The organism is Pseudoalteromonas phenolica, assembly GCF_005886345.1.
Classification (GTDB): domain Bacteria; phylum Pseudomonadota; class Gammaproteobacteria; order Enterobacterales; family Alteromonadaceae; genus Pseudoalteromonas; species Pseudoalteromonas phenolica_A.
The window spans coordinates 21,240-39,716 of record NZ_PNEC01000002.1 but is presented as its reverse complement, the minus strand read 5'-3'; the positions used below and the strand labels follow the sequence as shown (position 1 = coordinate 39,716).

The 18,477-nt window shown below is 40.9% G+C and carries 18 protein-coding genes; all 18 read left to right on the top strand.

The genetic code is table 11. The features are described 5' to 3' along the window. Nucleotides 1–12: 12 nt before the first annotated feature. The 18 genes from fliI to CWB72_RS01030 all read left to right on the top strand — a co-directional run bounded on the left by fliI (nucleotide 13) and on the right by CWB72_RS01030 (nucleotide 18,440). Nucleotides 13–1,344, top strand: coding sequence for a flagellar protein export ATPase FliI (fliI, locus tag CWB72_RS01115; RefSeq protein ID WP_138628609.1), 1,332 nt, complete (start codon nucleotides 13–15; stop codon nucleotides 1,342–1,344). Further along, nucleotides 1,344–1,787 (top strand): flagellar export protein FliJ, encoded by a 444-nt coding sequence (gene fliJ, locus CWB72_RS01110; protein ID WP_130256117.1) that lies wholly within the window; start codon nucleotides 1,344–1,346, stop codon nucleotides 1,785–1,787. Before fliI ends, fliJ begins: the two co-directional genes overlap by 1 nt. 86 nt (nucleotides 1,788–1,873) lie before the next feature. After that, nucleotides 1,874–4,318 carry a flagellar hook-length control protein FliK gene (locus CWB72_RS01105; RefSeq protein WP_138628607.1) on the top strand — a complete coding sequence of 815 codons (2,445 nt, stop codon included), beginning with the start codon at nucleotides 1,874–1,876 and terminating at the stop codon, nucleotides 4,316–4,318. Nucleotides 4,319–4,370: 52 nt separating this feature from the next. Beyond that, nucleotides 4,371–4,895, top strand: a complete 525-nt coding sequence (gene fliL, locus CWB72_RS01100; protein ID WP_138566503.1) for a flagellar basal body-associated protein FliL — start codon at nucleotides 4,371–4,373, stop codon at nucleotides 4,893–4,895. 10 nt (nucleotides 4,896–4,905) lie between these two features. Continuing rightward, nucleotides 4,906–6,000, top strand: coding sequence for a flagellar motor switch protein FliM (fliM, locus tag CWB72_RS01095; protein WP_138628605.1), 1,095 nt, complete (start codon nucleotides 4,906–4,908; stop codon nucleotides 5,998–6,000). Nucleotides 6,001–6,022: 22 nt separating this feature from the next. Then, a complete protein-coding gene (gene fliN, locus CWB72_RS01090) occupies nucleotides 6,023–6,421 on the top strand; it encodes a flagellar motor switch protein FliN (RefSeq protein ID WP_130255665.1) in 399 nt (132 codons plus the stop codon). Continuing rightward, entirely contained in the window at nucleotides 6,418–6,816 is a 399-nt protein-coding gene (gene fliO / locus CWB72_RS01085) for a flagellar biosynthetic protein FliO (protein WP_130255664.1), read from the top strand. The genes fliN and fliO overlap by 4 nt, the downstream gene beginning before the upstream one ends. Then, on the top strand, nucleotides 6,809–7,549 hold the full coding sequence (gene fliP / locus CWB72_RS01080; protein ID WP_138628603.1) for a flagellar type III secretion system pore protein FliP: 741 nt from the start codon (nucleotides 6,809–6,811) through the stop codon (nucleotides 7,547–7,549). The genes fliO and fliP overlap by 8 nt, the downstream gene beginning before the upstream one ends. A 1-nt stretch (nucleotide 7,550) precedes the next feature. Then, nucleotides 7,551–7,820 (top strand): flagellar biosynthesis protein FliQ, encoded by a 270-nt coding sequence (gene fliQ, locus CWB72_RS01075; protein WP_130255662.1) that lies wholly within the window; start codon nucleotides 7,551–7,553, stop codon nucleotides 7,818–7,820. Between the two features lies 1 nt (nucleotide 7,821). Beyond that, a complete protein-coding gene (gene fliR, locus CWB72_RS01070) occupies nucleotides 7,822–8,601 on the top strand; it encodes a flagellar biosynthetic protein FliR (RefSeq protein WP_138628601.1) in 780 nt (259 codons plus the stop codon). A 3-nt stretch (nucleotides 8,602–8,604) separates the two neighbouring features. After that, nucleotides 8,605–9,735, top strand: coding sequence for a flagellar biosynthesis protein FlhB (gene flhB / locus CWB72_RS01065; RefSeq protein ID WP_138566498.1), 1,131 nt, complete (start codon nucleotides 8,605–8,607; stop codon nucleotides 9,733–9,735). Nucleotides 9,736–9,800: 65 nt separating this feature from the next. After that, entirely contained in the window at nucleotides 9,801–11,900 is a 2,100-nt protein-coding gene (gene flhA / locus CWB72_RS01060; RefSeq protein ID WP_138628599.1) for a flagellar biosynthesis protein FlhA, read from the top strand. A gap of 22 nt (nucleotides 11,901–11,922) precedes the next feature. Beyond that, on the top strand, nucleotides 11,923–13,386 hold the full coding sequence (gene flhF / locus CWB72_RS01055; RefSeq protein WP_138628597.1) for a flagellar biosynthesis protein FlhF: 1,464 nt from the start codon (nucleotides 11,923–11,925) through the stop codon (nucleotides 13,384–13,386). Further along, on the top strand, nucleotides 13,379–14,239 hold the full coding sequence (locus CWB72_RS01050) for a MinD/ParA family ATP-binding protein (protein ID WP_130255657.1): 861 nt from the start codon (nucleotides 13,379–13,381) through the stop codon (nucleotides 14,237–14,239). The genes flhF and CWB72_RS01050 overlap by 8 nt, the downstream gene beginning before the upstream one ends. 26 nt (nucleotides 14,240–14,265) lie before the next feature. Continuing rightward, nucleotides 14,266–14,976 carry an RNA polymerase sigma factor FliA gene (locus CWB72_RS01045; RefSeq protein ID WP_138628705.1) on the top strand — a complete coding sequence of 237 codons (711 nt, stop codon included), beginning with the start codon at nucleotides 14,266–14,268 and terminating at the stop codon, nucleotides 14,974–14,976. Nucleotides 14,977–15,014: 38 nt separating this feature from the next. Beyond that, the gene (gene cheY, locus CWB72_RS01040; RefSeq protein WP_010364893.1) at nucleotides 15,015–15,398 is read left to right on the top strand and encodes a chemotaxis response regulator CheY; all 384 of its coding nucleotides are present in this window, start codon (nucleotides 15,015–15,017) and stop codon (nucleotides 15,396–15,398) included. A gap of 21 nt (nucleotides 15,399–15,419) precedes the next feature. Further along, nucleotides 15,420–16,193, top strand: coding sequence for a protein phosphatase CheZ (locus CWB72_RS01035; RefSeq protein ID WP_138566493.1), 774 nt, complete (start codon nucleotides 15,420–15,422; stop codon nucleotides 16,191–16,193). 15 nt (nucleotides 16,194–16,208) lie between these two features. Then, a complete protein-coding gene (locus tag CWB72_RS01030; protein WP_138628596.1) occupies nucleotides 16,209–18,440 on the top strand; it encodes a chemotaxis protein CheA in 2,232 nt (743 codons plus the stop codon). Nucleotides 18,441–18,477 lie beyond the last annotated feature (37 nt).

Sequence of the window (18,477 nt, the reverse complement as noted above, 5' to 3'; positions counted from 1 at the left end):
AAATTATCATGCATGAGTGTCGAAAGCCCTTTAGCTGAGCGTTTAACACGCTATCAAAAACACATTAAGCCATTTGCTACGCCCGTTGCAGGCAGCTTGACTCGCGTGGTGGGGTTAACCCTCGAAGCGCGAGGTTTGAGTGCACCTGTTGGCAGTCAATGTAAAATCGAGACCATTAGGGGTTTTGTTGATGCCGAAGTAATAGGGTTCAACGGTGATACTCTGTACTTGATGCCCAATGATCATATCTCTGGTGTGCTTCCTGGCGCACGCGTTATTCCTCAATTAAATGAATCAGGCCTGCCTGTTGGTATGTGTTTATTAGGCAGGGTAGTAGATGGCCTTGGAAGACCATTAGATGGTTTAGGTGCTATTGAAGCAGAGCACTATCTTAAGTTTGCTCAAGATCCCATCAACCCACTGGCGAGACGCCCAATCAGCCAACCTATGGATGTGGGTGTGCGCGCAATTAACTCGATCATTACCGTTGGGCAAGGTCAGCGTATGGGATTATTTGCGGGCAGTGGTGTGGGTAAATCAGTTTTACTTGGCATGATGACTCGTGGTAGTGAGGCAGATGTCATTGTTGTAGGCCTTGTTGGAGAGCGAGGACGAGAAGTTAAAGAATTTATTGACGAAATTTTAGGGCCCGAAGGACGACGTCGCTCAGTGGTTGTCGCAGCCCCAGCAGATGCTTCCCCGTTAATGCGTCTAAAAGGGTGTGAAAGTGCAGTCACAATTGCAGAGTATTTCAGAGATCAGGGACTGAACGTGCTTCTATTATTGGACTCTGTGACTCGATATGCCATGGCGCAACGTGAAATTGCACTTGCTGTTGGCGAACCGCCAGCAACGAGAGGTTACCCACCTTCTGTGTTTGCAAAACTTCCTGCGCTGGTGGAGCGAGCCGGTAATGGAGGTGAAGGGCAAGGCTCAATAACTGCTTTCTTTACAGTATTAAGTGAAGGGGACGATATGCAAGATCCTATTGCAGATTCGGCTCGAGCGATCTTAGACGGGCATATTGTTCTATCGCGAGATTTAGCAGACAGTGGCCACTACCCGGCTATAGATATTGAAAAGTCTATCAGCCGCGTCATGCCTCAAGTGGTTTCAGAGCCGCATATGCAACAAGCAAGGGTACTCAAACAAGTCTACTCCATGTATCAACAAAACAAAGATATGATCACGCTAGGAGCATATCAACAGGGAAGCGACCCTATGTTAGATCAGGCAATTAATATGATGCCTCAAGTAAATGGCTTCCTGCAGCAAGGTATGAAAGATGTCTTGAATTACGATGAATGCTTGCAAGGGTTAGCGCAACTACTAGGACAAGGTTAATGGCAAAGAGTAAGTTAGATCTGCTTTTAAAGCTTGAAACAGATAAAGAAGAAAAGTTGCGGATAAATTATGTCCAAGCGCAACAAAACTTTGCAAGTAATCAGCAAAAGTTACAAGGGCTTAATGACTTTCGGCTTGAATATAGCCAACAGCTTCATAGCAAGGCCAAACAGGGTATGAGTTGTGAAAGTATAAAACAGTACAATTCTTTTATTAATAAAATTGAAGATGCAATTTCGCAACAAGCAACGACGGTGAGGACCGCGAAACAAGTTGAAGAGCAGAGACGTAAACTATGGTTGGCGCAACAAGCGAAGACGAAAGCTATCGCAAAATTAATAGAGAAAAAAGCTGTTGAAAAACAGATAAAAGAGAATAAAGCAGAGCAAAAAATGTTAGATGAATTTGCCACCAATATTTTTATGCGTCGTGTAGCTAATTAGCTTGGCGCAATTATTGCTTTTATTTTACAAAGTAAAGAATCGAAGATTAATGCGGCTTACGATTGCCGCTCTGAAAAGGTGTAGATATGCTTAATTTAAATTTAGAAGTGGATCTAAAATTGAGCCAAGCTGAAAAAGCGCGATTTGCTAGTGATAAAGAGCAGGCAGATAAAAATGCGTTTTTTTCAGAGCTAGAGCGTGCTGAGCAAGCTGCAAGAGATAATACCAAATACGAAAAGTTAGAAGGTACGCAGGAGCAATCACCGGAGCAGCAAATTGGTGGAAACCTTCATCAGCCGAATGATAGAGAGAGTGATGCACCTGAAGCGAAAAATTTAAACGAGCTTACGCATAAACCGGAACAGCAAATTGGTGGTAACCTTCACCAACCTAATAATTCTTCAGTAAACAACAAACCTGACCTTGACGCTTCAAAAAGTACGGATGAAACTCTAGATACAAGTGCCCAAGTTAAAGTAACTCAATTCCAAACAGGTAGTCATAACTCAGAAAGCAACTCGCAGCAGCAAACTAACGCAGAATTAAATCAACTTGACGGTTTTGCTCAAACGGATAAAAAAAACCTAGAGCAGGGCGGGCAAGTAAAAACGCAACCTGAACAGCAGATAGGTGGTAATCTTCACCAACCACAAGAAGACGACTCAAAATCTAAAGCTGTCAATGAACAGTTAGATGATGCGCTTAAGTTAGATGACTCTTTAATTCCCAAAAAAGTACCTGGCGCACTTGATACACCATTAAAACTTGATATGAGTCAGTTACCGACTCAGCCAGTCGAGCAGAAAAATACAGACCAAAATTCTGCAGCGAGAGTTACCAACGATTTATTGGCACAGATCCAAGCATCTTCCTCTCAAAGTACTGAAGTAAAGCAGCATTTAGCCCCCGTACCAAAAGCTTTGAAAGGTGTACTGTCACAGTTTCAATCTGAAGATAATAAGCTTTCAACCCTTGTGGATAAAAAAGTTGATGAGATTGCTCCGCCAGATTTGGACGGCGCTGATAAATTGTCAGCAGATACCAAAGAACCTAAACTGATTGAAAAATTAGGATTAACGCCGCTTGAGCAAAATAAGCAAGTAACTGAGAAAGTAACAGCGAAACTAGATGAATTGAATGCGCAGAGGTCTCAAAAAACAATACCTGAACAAGATGCACTAGAGGTGCCCAATGTATCGTCAGAGCAGATGGTTTCTGGTAGTAAAACTGATTTAAAACAAGATCAACAACTAAACACTGTATCCAAACTAGAACAATCAGGCAAAGTAGAAATTAAAACGCCTTTACAGCAGGTAGGTCCTGAATTTGGTGATGACATTCAAGCTAAAGAAGGTAAGCAAGAATTAAATAAAGTATCAGCAGATATACTAAAAAGTGAGTCTGGAACTCGTCCCCCGAGAACTGTAGATCTTCAAACAAATGAAAAAGTATCACTTTCTTCTGAATCTAGGTTGCTAGATAAAGGCGCAGCCATTAACAGCCCTAATGAACCTCAAACTCGAAATATTGATCAGCAAATTAAAGCACTACCAGCAGAACAAAAAACTGCGCTTCAGCAGTCTTTGCAGCAAGCAGTTGATGATGGTTCTTTGAATGACATTCAGCAAAAGCGTGCTGAAGAAGCATTGAGTGTGCTTAAACAGGTTGACGGAAGTCACCCTGACAGTAAAAAGCCAGGTGAAAGAGCTGTCAATTTTATGACAAACTCAGCAAATCAAGCTAATCCATCAACAGGAATGCCTAGCTATAACAGTACCAAGGTAACCGCGCAAAGTTTATCAGAAACGGCCCAAGCTACCGTTGAGCAAACTAAATTAGAGACTACAGATGTTGTTGATAAAGTGGACGTTATGCCACTTATAAAAGAACAGCAAGGTGGTACAACCCGAAAAGCTGCTTTGAGTCCTCAAGCTGAGAATATCTTTAAGTCGATTACCGCACTTCCTCAGCAAAGTAATACACAGTTCACGCATGAGCAAGATATCATGCAAAGCGCTAAACAGTTTGATACAGCTCTACAAACGGCTCAAACCCAGCAAAGTATATCAAGTACGCAACGAATGGGTGGAGAGCAAATGCAAGGGCAGGTACTCAATTTACAAAAAAATGATGCTGTAAAAGCACTGCAAGAGAAAGTGAATGCGATGCTGAATATTAATAATAAAGAAGCTGAAATTCGTTTAGATCCACCAGAACTTGGCAGTATGCAAATCCGTATTCGTAGCGAAGCTGAACAAGCACAAGTTAATTTTGTAGTACAAAATCAACAAGCAAAAGAAGCACTAGAGCAATCTATGCCGAAACTTAAGGAAATGCTTGCAGAGCAAGGTATCGAGTTAGGTGAGAGCAATATTCAACAAGATTCGGGCTCAAGTTCTGAGCAAAGTACTGATGAAGCTCAAGAACTTGCCAATTCAAAGCTTGATAATCCTGAATCACAAGCGCAAAATAGCCAGCAAACAAGAACAAATTCTTCGAGTAGTGACTCTGGCATAGATTACTACGCCTAACAGCTGCTACTATTAAATGAAGAAGCGTAAATTACAAAAGTAAAGGGCAGCAATGGCTGAAGAAACTGATTTAGAAATAGAAGAGTCTGGTGGTGGTAAAAAGAAGCTTATCATCATTATTGCAGCAGCTGTCATTCTAATACTTGGTGGTGTAGGGGCATTTTTGTTTCTCTCAGGTGATGAAGAGCAAGCTGAAACGTTAGCAGAAGAAACCGTCGCAGAAGAAAAGGTCTCAGAGTCATCAGGTGCAGAACTTGGCACTGCATTATATGTCGCTATGCCACGACCATTTATTTTTAATGTACCAGGTGCAAGTAGAGACAGAGTAGTGCAAATAAAAGTTCAACTGCTTGTGCGTGGTGATGTTAATGAAGAAGTAGCTAAACAGCATATTCCATTAATTGAGAGCACATTACTAGGTGTACTTTCAGCTACAACAGCCGATGAGTTAAGTACGTCAGCTGGTAAAGAAACTATTCGTTTAACTGCTTTAGATAAAGTGCAAGCTGCGATGGAAGCTGTTGAAGGTAGTAAAGTTATAGAGCGGGTATTATTTACCGGCTTTGTCATGCAGTAGTGAGGGCTGAGTGAGCGATTTATTATCACAAGACGAAATTGATGCGCTCTTACATGGTGTTGATGAAGTTGAGGAAGATGAAGTCGAAGACGGGGAATTAGAATCCTCCTCTGGTGCTTTACAATACGATTTCTCGTCTCAAGACCGAATCGTTCGTGGTCGAATGCCGACCTTGGAAATCGTAAATGAACGATTTGCCCGTCATATGCGGATCAGCTTATTTAATATGATGCGCCGAACAGCTGAAGTGTCGATTAACGGTGTTCAAATGCTTAAGTTTGGCGAGTATATTCATACCTTGTTTGTACCAACCAGCTTGAACATGGTGAGGTTTAGACCGCTTAAAGGCACAGGTCTAATTACCATGGAAGCAAGGCTCGTTTTTATTTTGGTAGATAACTTCTTTGGTGGTGATGGTCGTTATCACGCCAAAATCGAAGGGCGAGAATTTACACCGACCGAACGTCGTATTGTTCAAATGCTACTTAAAATCATTTTTGAGGATTACAAAGAGGCATGGGCTCCGGTCATGGATGTATCTTTTGAATACTTAGATTCAGAAGTTAACCCTGCAATGGCAAACATTGTTAGCCCTACAGAAGTGGTAGTAATTAGCTCGTTTCATATAGAACTTGATGGTGGTGGTGGTGATTTCCATATCTCATTACCTTACTCAATGTTAGAGCCTATTCGTGAATTACTAGATGCAGGTGTTCAGTCAGACACTGAGGATACTGATTTACGATGGAGTAAAGCGCTCAGAGATGAGATCATGGATGTAGAAGTTGAGCTTTCTACTCAACTGTTAGAAGTTGATTTAAGTTTAGAACAGGTGATGAGCCTGAAAGCTGGCGATGTAATACCTGTTGAAATGCCAGAGCACATTACGGTATTTGTTGAAGATTTACCAACCTTTAGAGCTAAGATGGGCCGCTCTAGAGATAATGTTGCATTACAAATAAGTGAAAAAATTAAACGCCCTGAGTCTGTTAAGTCTGAGCTACATGTATTTACCAAAGGTGGTAAAAAATTAGACTCTGATGCTGAACTTGCAGAGTTAGAGGAAGATCTACACCTATCTGAGGGTGTAGATTTAGATTGGTAAGGTTAACTATTAGGTTTAAGTTATGAGCGATGATCAAGATACTATGGACGAATGGGCGGCAGCTTTAGCAGAAGCTGAAGGTGCGGACCAAGGTGGTGATGTTGAAGTAGCGGAGTTAGATGAGTTACAAGATTCATCAGAAAACCTGTCTGCAGAAGAAAAAAGAAAACTTGATACTATTTTAGATATTCCGGTTACCATTTCGATGGAAGTTGGCCGTTCAAAAATCAACATCCGTAATTTACTGCAATTAAACCAGGGCTCTGTTGTTGAGTTAGACCGAGTTGCAGGTGAGCCTTTAGATGTATTAGTTAATGGTACATTAATTGCGCATGGTGAGGTTGTTGTAGTAAACGACAAGTTTGGTATTCGTCTAACTGATGTCATTAGCCAAGTTGAAAGAATTAAGAAGTTACGATGAAGAAAATAGTGTTGGGCTTGGCGTTTTATTCAAGTGCAGCGTTTGCCGAGTCTAGTAATTTTGGTTTGAGTAAAGATTTAATATCTATGAGCCTATCGCTTTTATTAGTGATAGGCTTAATTGTAGGTATGGCTATTTTGTTGAAAAGACTTAATCCAAACCTAGGTAGCAGTCCAGATTTTAAGGTCGTGCGAAGTTTTCCGCTTGGCAATAGAGAGCGACTCATGGTGATTGAGCTCGATGGGAAACATCATTTGCTCGGCGTAACGTCACAAAATATCAATTATCTTTATCAGCTTGAAACGCCTCTAAGTGAGCAAAATGCCCCAGTTTTTGCTAAAGAGCTAAGCCGCTTTATGATGCCAACGAATAAGAAGAACAATACAGATGACTAAACTTTTTTTACTGGCAGCGTTGCTATTTATTTCTCCTTTTGCAGGTGCTGAGGGGATTGAAGCGCTCAGTGTTACAACGAATCCTGATGGCTCACAGGAATACTCGGTAACACTCCAAGTTCTCGCTATTATGACAGCGATGAGCTTTATTCCTGCCGCAGTGATAATGATGACGTCTTTTACTCGAATTATAGTTGTGTTAGCCATACTTAGGCAGGCGATAGGTTTACAACAATCTCCTTCAAATCAAATATTACTCGGCATGTCACTATTTATGACATTCTTCATCATGGCACCTATTTTTTCGCAAATAAATGACAGGGCTGTACAGCCCTATTTGAATGAACAAATGACTTCAATTCAAGCGCTTCAAGAAGCGAAAGAGCCTATAAAAGCGTTTATGCTGTCACAGACGAGGATTAAAGATTTAGAAACGTTTGCAAAAATTGCGGGATATGACAAGTTAGATAGCCCAGAAGATACGCCATTTGTAGTAATCATTCCGGCATTCGTAACGAGTGAATTACAAACAGCTTTTATTATCGGGTTTATGTTTTTCATCCCTTTTTTGATAGTAGATCTTGTTGTTGCTAGTGTCTTGATGGCCATGGGTATGATGATGTTATCGCCCATGATTGTTGCACTGCCGTTTAAGATAATGCTATTTGTCTTAGTTGATGGCTGGGGGTTAGTCATGGGAACACTGGCGCGAAGCTTCGGCTTAGGAGTCTGATATGGAACCTGAAGTTTTTGTCGGTATATTAAGTAATTCTTTATTTATTGTTATCAAACTTGTATCAGCAATAGTGTTACCAGGCCTATTGATCGGCTTGGTTGTTGCCGTTTTCCAGGCCGCGACTTCGATTAATGAACAAACGCTAAGTTTTTTGCCTCGTCTAATTATCACAATTACAGCCTTAATATTCGGGGGGCACTGGATTACACAAGTGCTAATGGACTATTTTCAAAGCTTGGTAATGCAAATTCCTGAAATAGCAGGTTAAAATGGAGTTTACATTTTCTATTGTGATTCAGTGGCTAAGTGACTTTCTTCTTCCCCTAGTCAGAGTCACAAGCATGATGATGATCATGGCTGGCCTTGGAGCTAAAAGTGTTCCGACTCGTATTAAGTTAGCACTTTGTGTTGTCATTACATTTGCAGCAATGCCTATGCTACCAAAAACTCAATTTACGAATTTATTTTCTTTTGCCATGGTATTAGTGGTTATTGAGGAAATGATAATTGGATTCGCTATAGGTTTTGCTTCGATGTTGTTGCTCAATACTTTTATAGTTGCAGGCCAGATACTCGCAATGCAAACTGGTTTAGGGTTTGCGTCTGTAGTTGATCCTGCGAATGGCTTGAGCGTTCCTGCTGTAGGTCAGTTTTATTTGATACTATCGACTCTTTTGTTCTTTGTCTTTAATGGTCATTTAATGATGATCCAGATGGTACTTTATAGTTTTGAAAGTATTCCTATCGGTGAGTTTACCTGGTCAGTTGATAATTACTGGCAAATAATTAATTGGGGGGGATGGATGTTTGCAACGGCATTAGCTCTTTCACTTGCTCCTTTAACTGCAATGTTAGTGATTAATCTTTCTTTCGGCATTATGACTAGAGCGGCACCGCAAATGAATATTTTCTCTGTAGGTTTTGCCTTTACGCTTGTTGCTGGTTTAATGATTATTTGGGCTACATTGGGTAACTTTATTGTGCAGTATGAATACCAGTGGCTTAAAATGACAGAATTATTGTGTAATTTAATCGGGTGTACGGTGTAAATTATGGCAGAAGATTCAGGTCAAGAGAGGACTGAAGAGCCTACTGACAAAAAGATCCGTGAATCCAGAAAAAAAGGTCAAGTTGCCCGCTCAAAAGAGCTGGGCACTGCTTTTGTACTGATTTTTTCAGCTATTGCACTTTTACTCTATGGCCCTGCAATCGCTAAAGGCTTGTTTAACATTATGGGCCGGGGACTTACCTTAAATCGCAATGAAACTTATGATACAACAAAGATGTTTTCCGTTTGGGGGGAAATGTTCTCAGAACTATTTTTTCCTCTGGCGATGTTTGTTTTCATAATCTCGATTGCTGGAATTGTTGGCAATACTTTACTAGGAGGGTTTAACTTTAGCTGGCAAGCCGCAGCCCCTAAAGCAAGTAAAATGTCTCCCATGAAGGGGATAAAGCGTATGCTGGGTCCTCAAGCCGCTATCGAGCTAGTCAAGTCAATATTGAAATTTGTTTTAGTGGCTGGCTTTGCTATTTTACTAATTCAGATATTCTTTTATGAGATTTTACATCTGAGCATAGAGCAGATCCCAAGTTCGATTATTCACGCTCTAGAGATATTAGCTTGGATGTTTTTAGCACTTTGTTGCACTATGATAATCATCTCAGCAATAGATGCGCCTTATCAAAGTTATAATCACCACAAACAATTGAAAATGACTTTGCAAGAAGTCAAAGATGAGTACAAAAACTCTGAAGGTGACCCACAAATAAAAGCTCGAATTCGTCGAACGCAGCGAGAGATGTCACAAAGGCGTATGATGCAGGATGTACCAGATGCCGATGTCGTCGTTACAAACCCGACTCACTATTCAGTGGCATTGAAATATGATACTGAAAAAGCAGGTGCGCCAATAGTGTTGGCTAAAGGTGTCGATGAATTAGCTATGCAAATAAGAAAAATAGCGAAAGGCAATGAAGTTCCAATTCTAGAATCTCCAATCTTAACCCGTTCGCTCTATCACACTACTGAAGTTGGAGAGCAAATCCCAGATAAGCTATTTACAGCGGTTGCACAGGTACTAGCCTATGTATTTCAGCTTAAACGCTTTCAAAAAGGTCGTGGTCGAAGGCCGACAAAGCTCAGCAATAACTTACCAATTCCGGATGATGTAAAGCATTAAACGAGACCTTTCTGGCTCACTAATTGCATTGATAGACCAGTGTCAATATTTTGTAGTTTTAAGTTATGGATTTTAAAGCAGTTTTACAAGGTCTTAATGAGAATAAAAAAGACTATGCAAAAGGGGTCGGAACACCATTATTAGTTCTTGCGGCTTTGGGTATGGTAATTTTGCCTTTACCTCCATTTCTTTTAGACATCCTATTCTCCTTTAATATCGCTTTGGCACTAGTAGTATTACTGGTCACTGTTTACACCATGAAACCACTCGAGTTCGGTATGTTCCCAGCCGTACTGCTTATTGCCACTATTATGCGTTTAGCCCTGAATGTAGCCAGTACCCGTGTTGTATTACTAGAAGGCCACAATGGTGGAGATGCTGCTGGTAAGGTGATTGAAGCATTTGGCTCAGTGGTTATTGGTGGTAACTATGCTGTTGGTTTGGTTGTTTTCTTAATCCTGATTATCATTAACTTTGTGGTAATCACTAAGGGTGCAGGTCGTATATCTGAAGTATCTGCGCGTTTCACATTAGATGCTATGCCTGGTAAACAAATGGCTATCGATGCAGATTTGAATGCAGGCTTTATTAGTGCGGATGAAGCACGTAAACGCCGAGACGAAGTAACACGTGAAGCGGACTTTTACGGTTCAATGGATGGTGCCAGTAAGTTCGTAAAAGGCGATGCCATAGCAGGTATTGTAATCTTAGCCATCAATATCATTGGTGGTTTATTTGTTGGCATGATCCAACACGACTTAACATTCTCAAGAGCCATGGAAGTATACACGCTACTTACTATTGGTGACGGTCTAGTTGCTCAGCTCCCTTCTTTATTACTTTCAATTGGTACAGCAATTGTAGTTACTCGTCAAAATGAATCTCATAACATGGGAGATCAGTTTAAGAGTCAGCTGGGTAATGAAAAGTCTCTATATATTGCGGCAGGTATTTTAATAACGATGGGCCTAGTACCGGGTATGCCACATATTGCATTTTTAAGTTTAGGTGCGCTTCTTGGTTATTTAGCCTATTACACGCAGCAACAAAAAGCGAAAGCAGATGAAGAGCAGGCTCAGCAAGAAGCAAAAGGTGGAGATGTAGCTGCAAAACAACAAGATCAAAAAGAGCTGGGCTGGGACGATGTGCAGCCGGTCGATGTGATTGGTTTAGAGGTTGGCTATCGTTTAATTCCACTTGTAGATCAGGCGCAAGGTGGCGAATTGTTAAGCCGCATTAAAGGTGTGCGTAAGAAGCTTTCTCAAGAGCTGGGTTTTTTGGTTCCGCCTGTACATATTCGCGATAACCTTGAATTAGACCCAAATGAATACCGTATTACTCTAATGGGTGTAGGGTCAGGTAATGGCGAGCTTAAGCATGGTGATGAACTTGCAATAAATCCAGGTCAAGTATTTGGACCAATTAATGGTGTCGCAACGACAGATCCTGCTTTTGGTTTAGAAGCGGTTTGGATTAAGCCAGAGCAGAAAGATGAAGCGCATTCATTAGGTTATACGGTTGTAGATGCTGCAACCGTAGTTGCAACGCATATTAGTCAATTACTAACAAATAATGCCTCGCTGTTATTAGGGCATGAAGAAGTTCAAAACTTACTCGATATACTTGCTAAGTCTCACCCTCGCTTAGTAGAAGGCTTAGTACCAGATATTCTTCCGCTGACGACGATTGTAAAAGTACTACAAAACTTACTGAATGAAGGAGTTGCAATTCGTGATATGCGCTCTATCGTTCAGACCCTTGTTGAGTATGGTCCGCGTAGTCAAGACCCTGATGTTTTAACCTCCGCTGTGAGAATTTCACTCCGCAGACTCATCGTTCAGGATGCCGTTGGTGGTGCAGATGAAATCCCTGTCATAACATTGGCGCCTGAGTTGGAACAGATGTTGCATCAGTCACTTCAGAACGCAGGTGATGAAGGGGCTGGAATTGAGCCAGGCCTTGCGGAGCGACTTCAAACTTCATTAAGAGAAGCGCACCAAACGCAAGAAATGCTAGGTGACCCATCCATCCTTCTTACCTCAGGAATGCTAAGAAGTGTGCTTTCAAGATTTGTCAAACATACGATCCCAGGTCTTCGTGTGATGTCTTATCAAGAAGTACCAGATGAAAGACAAATCAAAATTGTAAGCTCAGTCGGACAATAGATAGGAATTAAGGGGTTGTAACATGAAGATTAAACGTTTTTTTGCCAAAGATATGCGTACAGCTTTAAAAGAAGTTAAAGAAGAACTGGGCGCTGACGCTGTTATTATGTCTAATAAGAAATTGGCGGATGGTGTAGAAATTGTTGCAGCTGTAGATAATGAACGTGCACCAGAGAAGCCTGTTGAAGCGCAACAGTCTATTGCAGCTCAGCAAGCTAAAGCACATGTACAACAGCCCCGTTTTGTGCGCCCAGAGCCACAGCGTGCTAAACCAGAACCCCAAGCGCAAGTAGCCGACAGCTTACAAGCTTTATTAGATAGACAAGCGCCAAAACCTCGCTCTCCAGAGTTGGCATCCATGTTTTCACAATCAGGTATAAACACCGAAGAAGTATTTAAGCCACGTCAAGCTGAAGAACACTTCGAGTGTCCTGCTCAAGCACAAAATTTCCGTGCTGAGACAAAGCATGCGCCACAGGCACAGTCATGGAACTTTGATGATGAACTAGATGCAGGTTTTGGTGATGACATCGAACCAACAGTAAAGAAAGTCGATGAAATGGCAACGATGCGTGAGGAAATGAATGCCATTCGCCAATTACTTGAACACCAAGTATCTGGCTTGATGAAGCAAGAAATGGAGCGCAGAGATCCAACTAGAGCTTGCTTAGTTGACCGTTTACAAGGCATGGGAGTAGATAAAGACGTTGCTGATCAAATGGCTTGTTTTATTCCTGATGATGTTTCTCGTAAAGAAGCATGGAATGCATTACTAGAGATGGTTGCAAATCAAATGCACACGACCAACAACGATATACTTCGCCAAGGTGGTGTATATGCGCTTGTAGGCCCTACAGGTGTAGGTAAAACAACGACTGTAGCTAAACTAGCTGCATTAGGTGCGCAAAAATATGGTGCTGATAAAGTAGCACTCATCACAACAGATACTTACCGTATTGGTGCTTATGAACAACTAGCAACTTATGGCAGGATCATTGGATGTCCAGTAAAGCAAGTAAAAGATGCAAATGAATTAGCAGAAGTTTTATATCATTTACGCAATAAACGACTAGTATTAATAGACACAGCAGGTATGAGTCAAAGAGATATTCGCTTAACAGAACAATTAAATACACTAATGCGTAGCTCTAGAGTTGATATTCGCAGTTATTTAGTATTAAGTGCGACATCTCAAATGCATGTATTACAGGAAGCGGTTCGTCACTTCCAAAAAGTGAATTTAAGTGGTTGTCTTTTTACAAAACTTGATGAATGTCTAAGTTTAGGCGAGATTATTAGTATTGCGATTCAAAATCGCTTGCCAATAGGGTATCTTACTAATGGTCAGCGCGTGCCTGAGGACATTCGTGTAGCAAATGCTCACAAAATGGTCAAAAAGGCTGAGCAATTGTATTTAAAGAGAATAAAAGCACAACATTCGCGACGTGTACCTGTAGCGTCTCAAACAGTAGGAATGTATGATTAACACAGTATTAGATCAAGCAAGTGGCCTGCGTAGAATGAATCAAAATAGCAACAATGGCGTAAAAGTAATTGCAGTAACCGGTGGTAAAGGAGGGGTTGGTAAAACCAACGTTTCTCTAAATACGGCTATTGCACTTGGTCAACAAGGAAATAGAGTACTCGTCCTAGATGCCGACTTAGGCTTAGCAAATTGTGACGTAATGCTTGGTTTAAGAGTAGAAAAAAACTTATCTCATGTTCTATCGGGTGAGTGTGAACTAGATGAGATACTAGTTGAAGGACCTGCAGGTATTAAAATTGTGCCTGCAACTTCAGGTTCTCAAAATATGGTTGAATTGACACCCGCAGAGCACGCTGGGCTAATCCGCGCATTCAGCGAGCTAAATACTGAATTTGATATTCTGATTGTTGATACCGCTGCTGGTATTTCTGACATGGTACTTAGTTTTTCACGTGCAGCACAAGATGTGATGGTCGTTGTATGTGATGAACCAACTTCTATTACCGATGCATACGCACTAATTAAGGTTCTGAGTCGAGAACATGGTGTTTACCGTTTTAAAATTGTTGCTAATATGGTTAGAAGCTTAAGAGAAGGCCAAGAACTTTTTGCTAAGCTTTCTAAAGTAACAGACAGATTCTTAGACGTTGCATTAGAGCTAGTAGCCACAATACCTTTCGATGAAAATATGCGAAAATCATCTCGTCGCCAAAAAACTATAGTTGAACTATTCCCTAACTCACCAGCTGCAGTTGCCTTTAGAGGATTAGCTGGTAAAGCCGTAAAATGGCCAATTCCGCATCAGCCTTCAGGTCATTTAGAATTCTTTATTGAACAGCTAGTAAATGGGTAATTATGTCGTCATCGATGGGTAAAGCGATGGGTTATCAAACAGCAGACAATCTAAATAGAGTGATAGAGCGTCATACTGGTCTTGTCAAAAAAGTGGCGTGTCATTTACTGGCTCGCCTACCTGCGAATATCCAATTAGATGACTTAGTTCAATCAGGCATGATAGGTTTGATTGAAGCCAGTAAAAATTTTGACGCTACAAAAGGTGCCAGTTTTGAAACATTTGCTGGCATCCGAATTCGTGGCGCTATGTTGGATGAAATTCGTAGAGGTGATTGGGCTCCTAGAAGCGTTCATAAGAATAGTCGTATGGTCGCTGAAGCCATTGCTAATCTTGAAAGTGTGCTAGGTCGAGAACCTAAAGACACTGAAATCGCTGAAAAACTTGATATTACACTAGATGAGTACCATCATATTCTACATGACGTGAATGCAAGTAAAATCATTGGAATTGAAGATTTAGGTGTTGACGAAGACGTAATCACACCTGTTAACAATGATTTAGCGCTAGACAAACCGTTCAATAACGTTAAAAATGAACGCTTTAACGAATCGTTGCTAATAGCGATTCAATCGTTACCGGAAAGAGATGCCCTTGTTTTATCTCTTTACTACAACGATGAAATGAATTTAAAAGAAATAGGGCAAATACTCGATGTAAGTGAATCTCGAGTTAGCCAAATTCATGGGCAGGCAATGATCAGGCTTAGAGCTAAAATCAATGACTGGGTCAATTAGAGTAATAATAATAGGTTCAAACCTCACTGGAGGATGTTTTGGATAAAAACATGAAAATTCTTGTGGTTGATGATTTTTCTACTATGAGAAGAATAATCAAAAACCTGCTTAGAGACTTAGGTTTTACAAATGTACAAGAAGCAGATGATGGCAGCACGGCTTTGCCTATGCTTCAAAATCAAGAATTTGACTTTGTAGTCACTGACTGGAATATGCCAGGTATGCAAGGTATCGATCTTCTTCGTGCGATTCGTGCAGATGACAGCCTTAAGCACATTCCAGTACTGATGGTGACAGCAGAAGCTAAAAAAGAACAAATTGTTGCTGCGGCGCAAGCTGGTGTAAATGGTTATATCGTTAAACCATTCACAGCTGGAACACTTAAAACAAAACTAGAAAAAGTGTTTGAACGTTTAGGCTAAATAATTAAGAAGGAGAGGCGGATGTCAGCACCTTCTGTGCCTCAAATAACACTTGAGCAAGCTAAGCAACTGGTGACTTACCTTGAGCAAGGCGAGCAAGATAAAGCAGATAAGTTAATCATGGAGGCTGCAAGTAAGGAGCAATCTGAACTTTTTGCTGAAGTGGGTAAATTGACTCGTCAGCTACACGAGTCATTGAAAAATTTTGAGCTTGATACCCGTATCTCTGATTTGACGACAGAAGCCTTACCGGATGCTAAAGAACGTTTGAATTATGTCATGGAAATGACAGAAAATGCAGCCAATAAAACCATGGATGCAGTTGAAGCAAGTTTGCCTCTCGCACAGCAGCTCGCAGATGATTTATCTGAAATAAAGCCAACTTGGGATCGACTCATGAGACGAGATATTCAACTTGGTGAATTCAAATCTCTTTGTCATGATTTAGATAAGTTCATGCAGTGCTCTCAAGCTACAACAGATGAACTTCAAGGACATATGACGAATGTTTTAATGGCTCAAGATTATCAAGACTTAACTGGTCAGGTCATTCGACGTGTTATTGAATTAGTTAGAGAAGTTGAAGACAGTCTAATTCACTTACTTACGGTATTTGGTACAGCAGAAGAACCCCAATCAAAAGAAAAAGAAAATATTGAAGAGGTTCAGATTGCTGAAGTGGACCCTGCTGACATATCAGGACCTGAAGGTCCAATAATGAATGCAGAATCCAGAGAAGATGTCGTATCTAATCAAGATGAGGTCGACGATTTATTGTCGAGCTTAGGCTTCTAATAGGAGAGTGTGTACATGAGCTTTGAAGTCGATGAAGATATATTACAAGACTTTCTTGTTGAAGCAGGTGAGATATTAGAGCTGCTATCTGAACAGCTTGTAGAGCTAGAAAATAACCCTGAAGATAAAGAGCTATTGAATGCAATCTTTAGAGGATTTCACACTGTAAAAGGTGGAGCAGGCTTTTTGAGTATGACAGAGCTTGTTGATGCCTGTCATGGTGCTGAAAATGTCTTTGATGTGCTCAGACAAGGTCAGCGTTCGGTATCACCTGAACTGATGGATGTTATTCTTCAGTCCCTAGATACCATAAATGAAATGTTTGCTCATATTCAAAATAGAGAGCAACCAGATCCTGCCGATCCAGAATTACTAGAAATACTCCATAATTTAAGTAAACCAGAGTCTGAAGACGAGCAAGTGTTAACTTCAAGCAAAGATGTGCCGCAAGAAGTTATAGAAGAACCAGTTCAAGCAGAGCCCATTGCTGATGATGTTTTGTTTGATATAGACCTAGATGACTCTTTCAATGATTCATCTGCAGATAGCTCGTCTAATAACATTGATGAAATTACTGAAGATGAATTTGAAAGTTTGTTAGATGAATTGCATGGTGCAGGTAAAGGCCCAGCGGTTGAAAAACCAGATTCATCTACCCCTGTAAATGCGGACGACGGTGATATTACAGATGACGAATTTGATAGCCTTTTAGATGAACTTCATGGCGTTGGTAGCTTCGGCTCAATTAATACACCTCCTCCAGTAAGCACAGGAACTAACCAAGCACCTTCGCCACAACCTCCAGCATCATCTTCAAGTGATGATGAAATAAATGATGAAGAATTTGAAGCATTGTTGGATGAGCTTCATGGCAAAGGTGGTGCGCCGAAGTCATTAGAAAAAGCTGATTCTAACAAGCCTGCAGCAAGTATTGAACCTAAGCAACCTGAACCAGTAGCAACTAAACCCGTTGCTAAACCTAAACCGACACCTCAACCAGCAAAGCCTGCATCTTCACCGGCACCAGCAGCAAAAGCACAAAGTGCGCCTGCATCAGCTAAAAAGCCCCCAGCACCTCAAGCTGAGACGACTGTTCGTGTCGATACTAAGCGCTTAGATCAAATCATGAATATGGTGGGTGAATTGGTATTGGTGAGAAATCGTCTCGTTAGTCTGGCAAATAACTCTAGCAGTGAAGCTATGGGTAAGGCGATATCTAACCTTGACGTGGTTACCGCGGATCTTCAAGGCGCGGTAATGAAAACACGCATGCAGCCAATTAAGAAAGTATTTGGCCGATTCCCTCGTGTTGTTAGAGACTTAGCACGTAGTTTAAAGAAAGATATTAATCTTATTCTTGAAGGTGAAGAGACCGATTTAGATAAAAACTTAGTGGAAGCGCTTGCAGATCCGCTTGTTCACTTAGTTAGAAATTCAGTTGACCATGGTATTGAAATGCCAGATGTCCGTGAGGCTTCAGGCAAACCACGTACAGGTACAGTGACACTCTCAGCTTCTCAAGAAGGCGACCACATTCTGTTGACCATTAAAGACGATGGTGCAGGTATGGATGCTGAAAAACTGAAAAAGATTGCGATTAGTAAAGGTGTTATTGATTCAGACCAAGCAAGTCGATTATCTGACACTGAAGCTTATAACTTGATTTTTGCACCAGGCTTTTCGACAAAAGAAGAAATATCAGATATTTCAGGTCGAGGTGTTGGGATGGACGTTGTTAAAACGAAAATCACTCAACTTAACGGCTCTGTTAATATTCAATCGGAACTTGGTGTGGGCACTATCCTTGAGATAAAAGTGCCTCTTACATTGGCTATTTTACCAACCTTAATGGTTGTTGTTGGTGAGCAAACATTTGCTTTACCTCTTGCTGGTGTGAGTGAAATTTTCCACTTAGATCTGACAAAAACGAACGTGGTAGATGGGCAGTTAACGATTATTGTGCGTGAAAAAGCAATTCCTTTATTCTACTTAGAACATTGGCTTGTTAAGGGGGCAGATAGGTCGACGAAGAAAGCTGAAGGCCATGTTGTTATAGTTCAAATAGGTACTCAACAGGTTGGATTTGTGGTTGACTCTCTTATCGGTCAAGAAGAAGTTGTTATCAAGCCATTAGATGCATTACTGCAAGGTACACCGGGTATGGCTGGTGCAACAATCACTTCAGATGGTGGCATAGCATTAATCTTAGATGTACCAAATATGCTAAAACACTATGCAGGCAATTAACCTGAAATAGCAAAACAGTTAAAGTGGTGCTGAAGCA

What these genes read in the sequence shown, in the direction of transcription:
- fliI (WP_138628609.1), top strand. Translation starts at nt 13, where the DNA reads ATGAGTGTCGAAAGCCCTTTAGCTGAGCGTTTAACACGCTATCAAAAA.
- fliL (WP_138566503.1), top strand. Translation starts at nt 4,371, where the DNA reads ATGGCTGAAGAAACTGATTTAGAAATAGAAGAGTCTGGTGGTGGTAAA.
- flhF (WP_138628597.1), top strand. Translation starts at nt 11,923, where the DNA reads ATGAAGATTAAACGTTTTTTTGCCAAAGATATGCGTACAGCTTTAAAA.
- CWB72_RS01045 (WP_138628705.1), top strand. Translation starts at nt 14,266, where the DNA reads ATGGGTTATCAAACAGCAGACAATCTAAATAGAGTGATAGAGCGTCAT.
- fliP (WP_138628603.1), top strand. Translation starts at nt 6,809, where the DNA reads ATGACTAAACTTTTTTTACTGGCAGCGTTGCTATTTATTTCTCCTTTT.
- CWB72_RS01030 (WP_138628596.1), top strand. Translation starts at nt 16,209, where the DNA reads ATGAGCTTTGAAGTCGATGAAGATATATTACAAGACTTTCTTGTTGAA.
- CWB72_RS01105 (WP_138628607.1), top strand. Translation starts at nt 1,874, where the DNA reads ATGCTTAATTTAAATTTAGAAGTGGATCTAAAATTGAGCCAAGCTGAA.
- fliO (WP_130255664.1), top strand. Translation starts at nt 6,418, where the DNA reads ATGAAGAAAATAGTGTTGGGCTTGGCGTTTTATTCAAGTGCAGCGTTT.
- flhB (WP_138566498.1), top strand. Translation starts at nt 8,605, where the DNA reads ATGGCAGAAGATTCAGGTCAAGAGAGGACTGAAGAGCCTACTGACAAA.
- CWB72_RS01035 (WP_138566493.1), top strand. Translation starts at nt 15,420, where the DNA reads ATGTCAGCACCTTCTGTGCCTCAAATAACACTTGAGCAAGCTAAGCAA.
- fliJ (WP_130256117.1), top strand. Translation starts at nt 1,344, where the DNA reads ATGGCAAAGAGTAAGTTAGATCTGCTTTTAAAGCTTGAAACAGATAAA.
- CWB72_RS01050 (WP_130255657.1), top strand. Translation starts at nt 13,379, where the DNA reads ATGATTAACACAGTATTAGATCAAGCAAGTGGCCTGCGTAGAATGAAT.
- fliR (WP_138628601.1), top strand. Translation starts at nt 7,822, where the DNA reads ATGGAGTTTACATTTTCTATTGTGATTCAGTGGCTAAGTGACTTTCTT.
- fliN (WP_130255665.1), top strand. Translation starts at nt 6,023, where the DNA reads ATGAGCGATGATCAAGATACTATGGACGAATGGGCGGCAGCTTTAGCA.
- flhA (WP_138628599.1), top strand. Translation starts at nt 9,801, where the DNA reads ATGGATTTTAAAGCAGTTTTACAAGGTCTTAATGAGAATAAAAAAGAC.
- fliQ (WP_130255662.1), top strand. Translation starts at nt 7,551, where the DNA reads ATGGAACCTGAAGTTTTTGTCGGTATATTAAGTAATTCTTTATTTATT.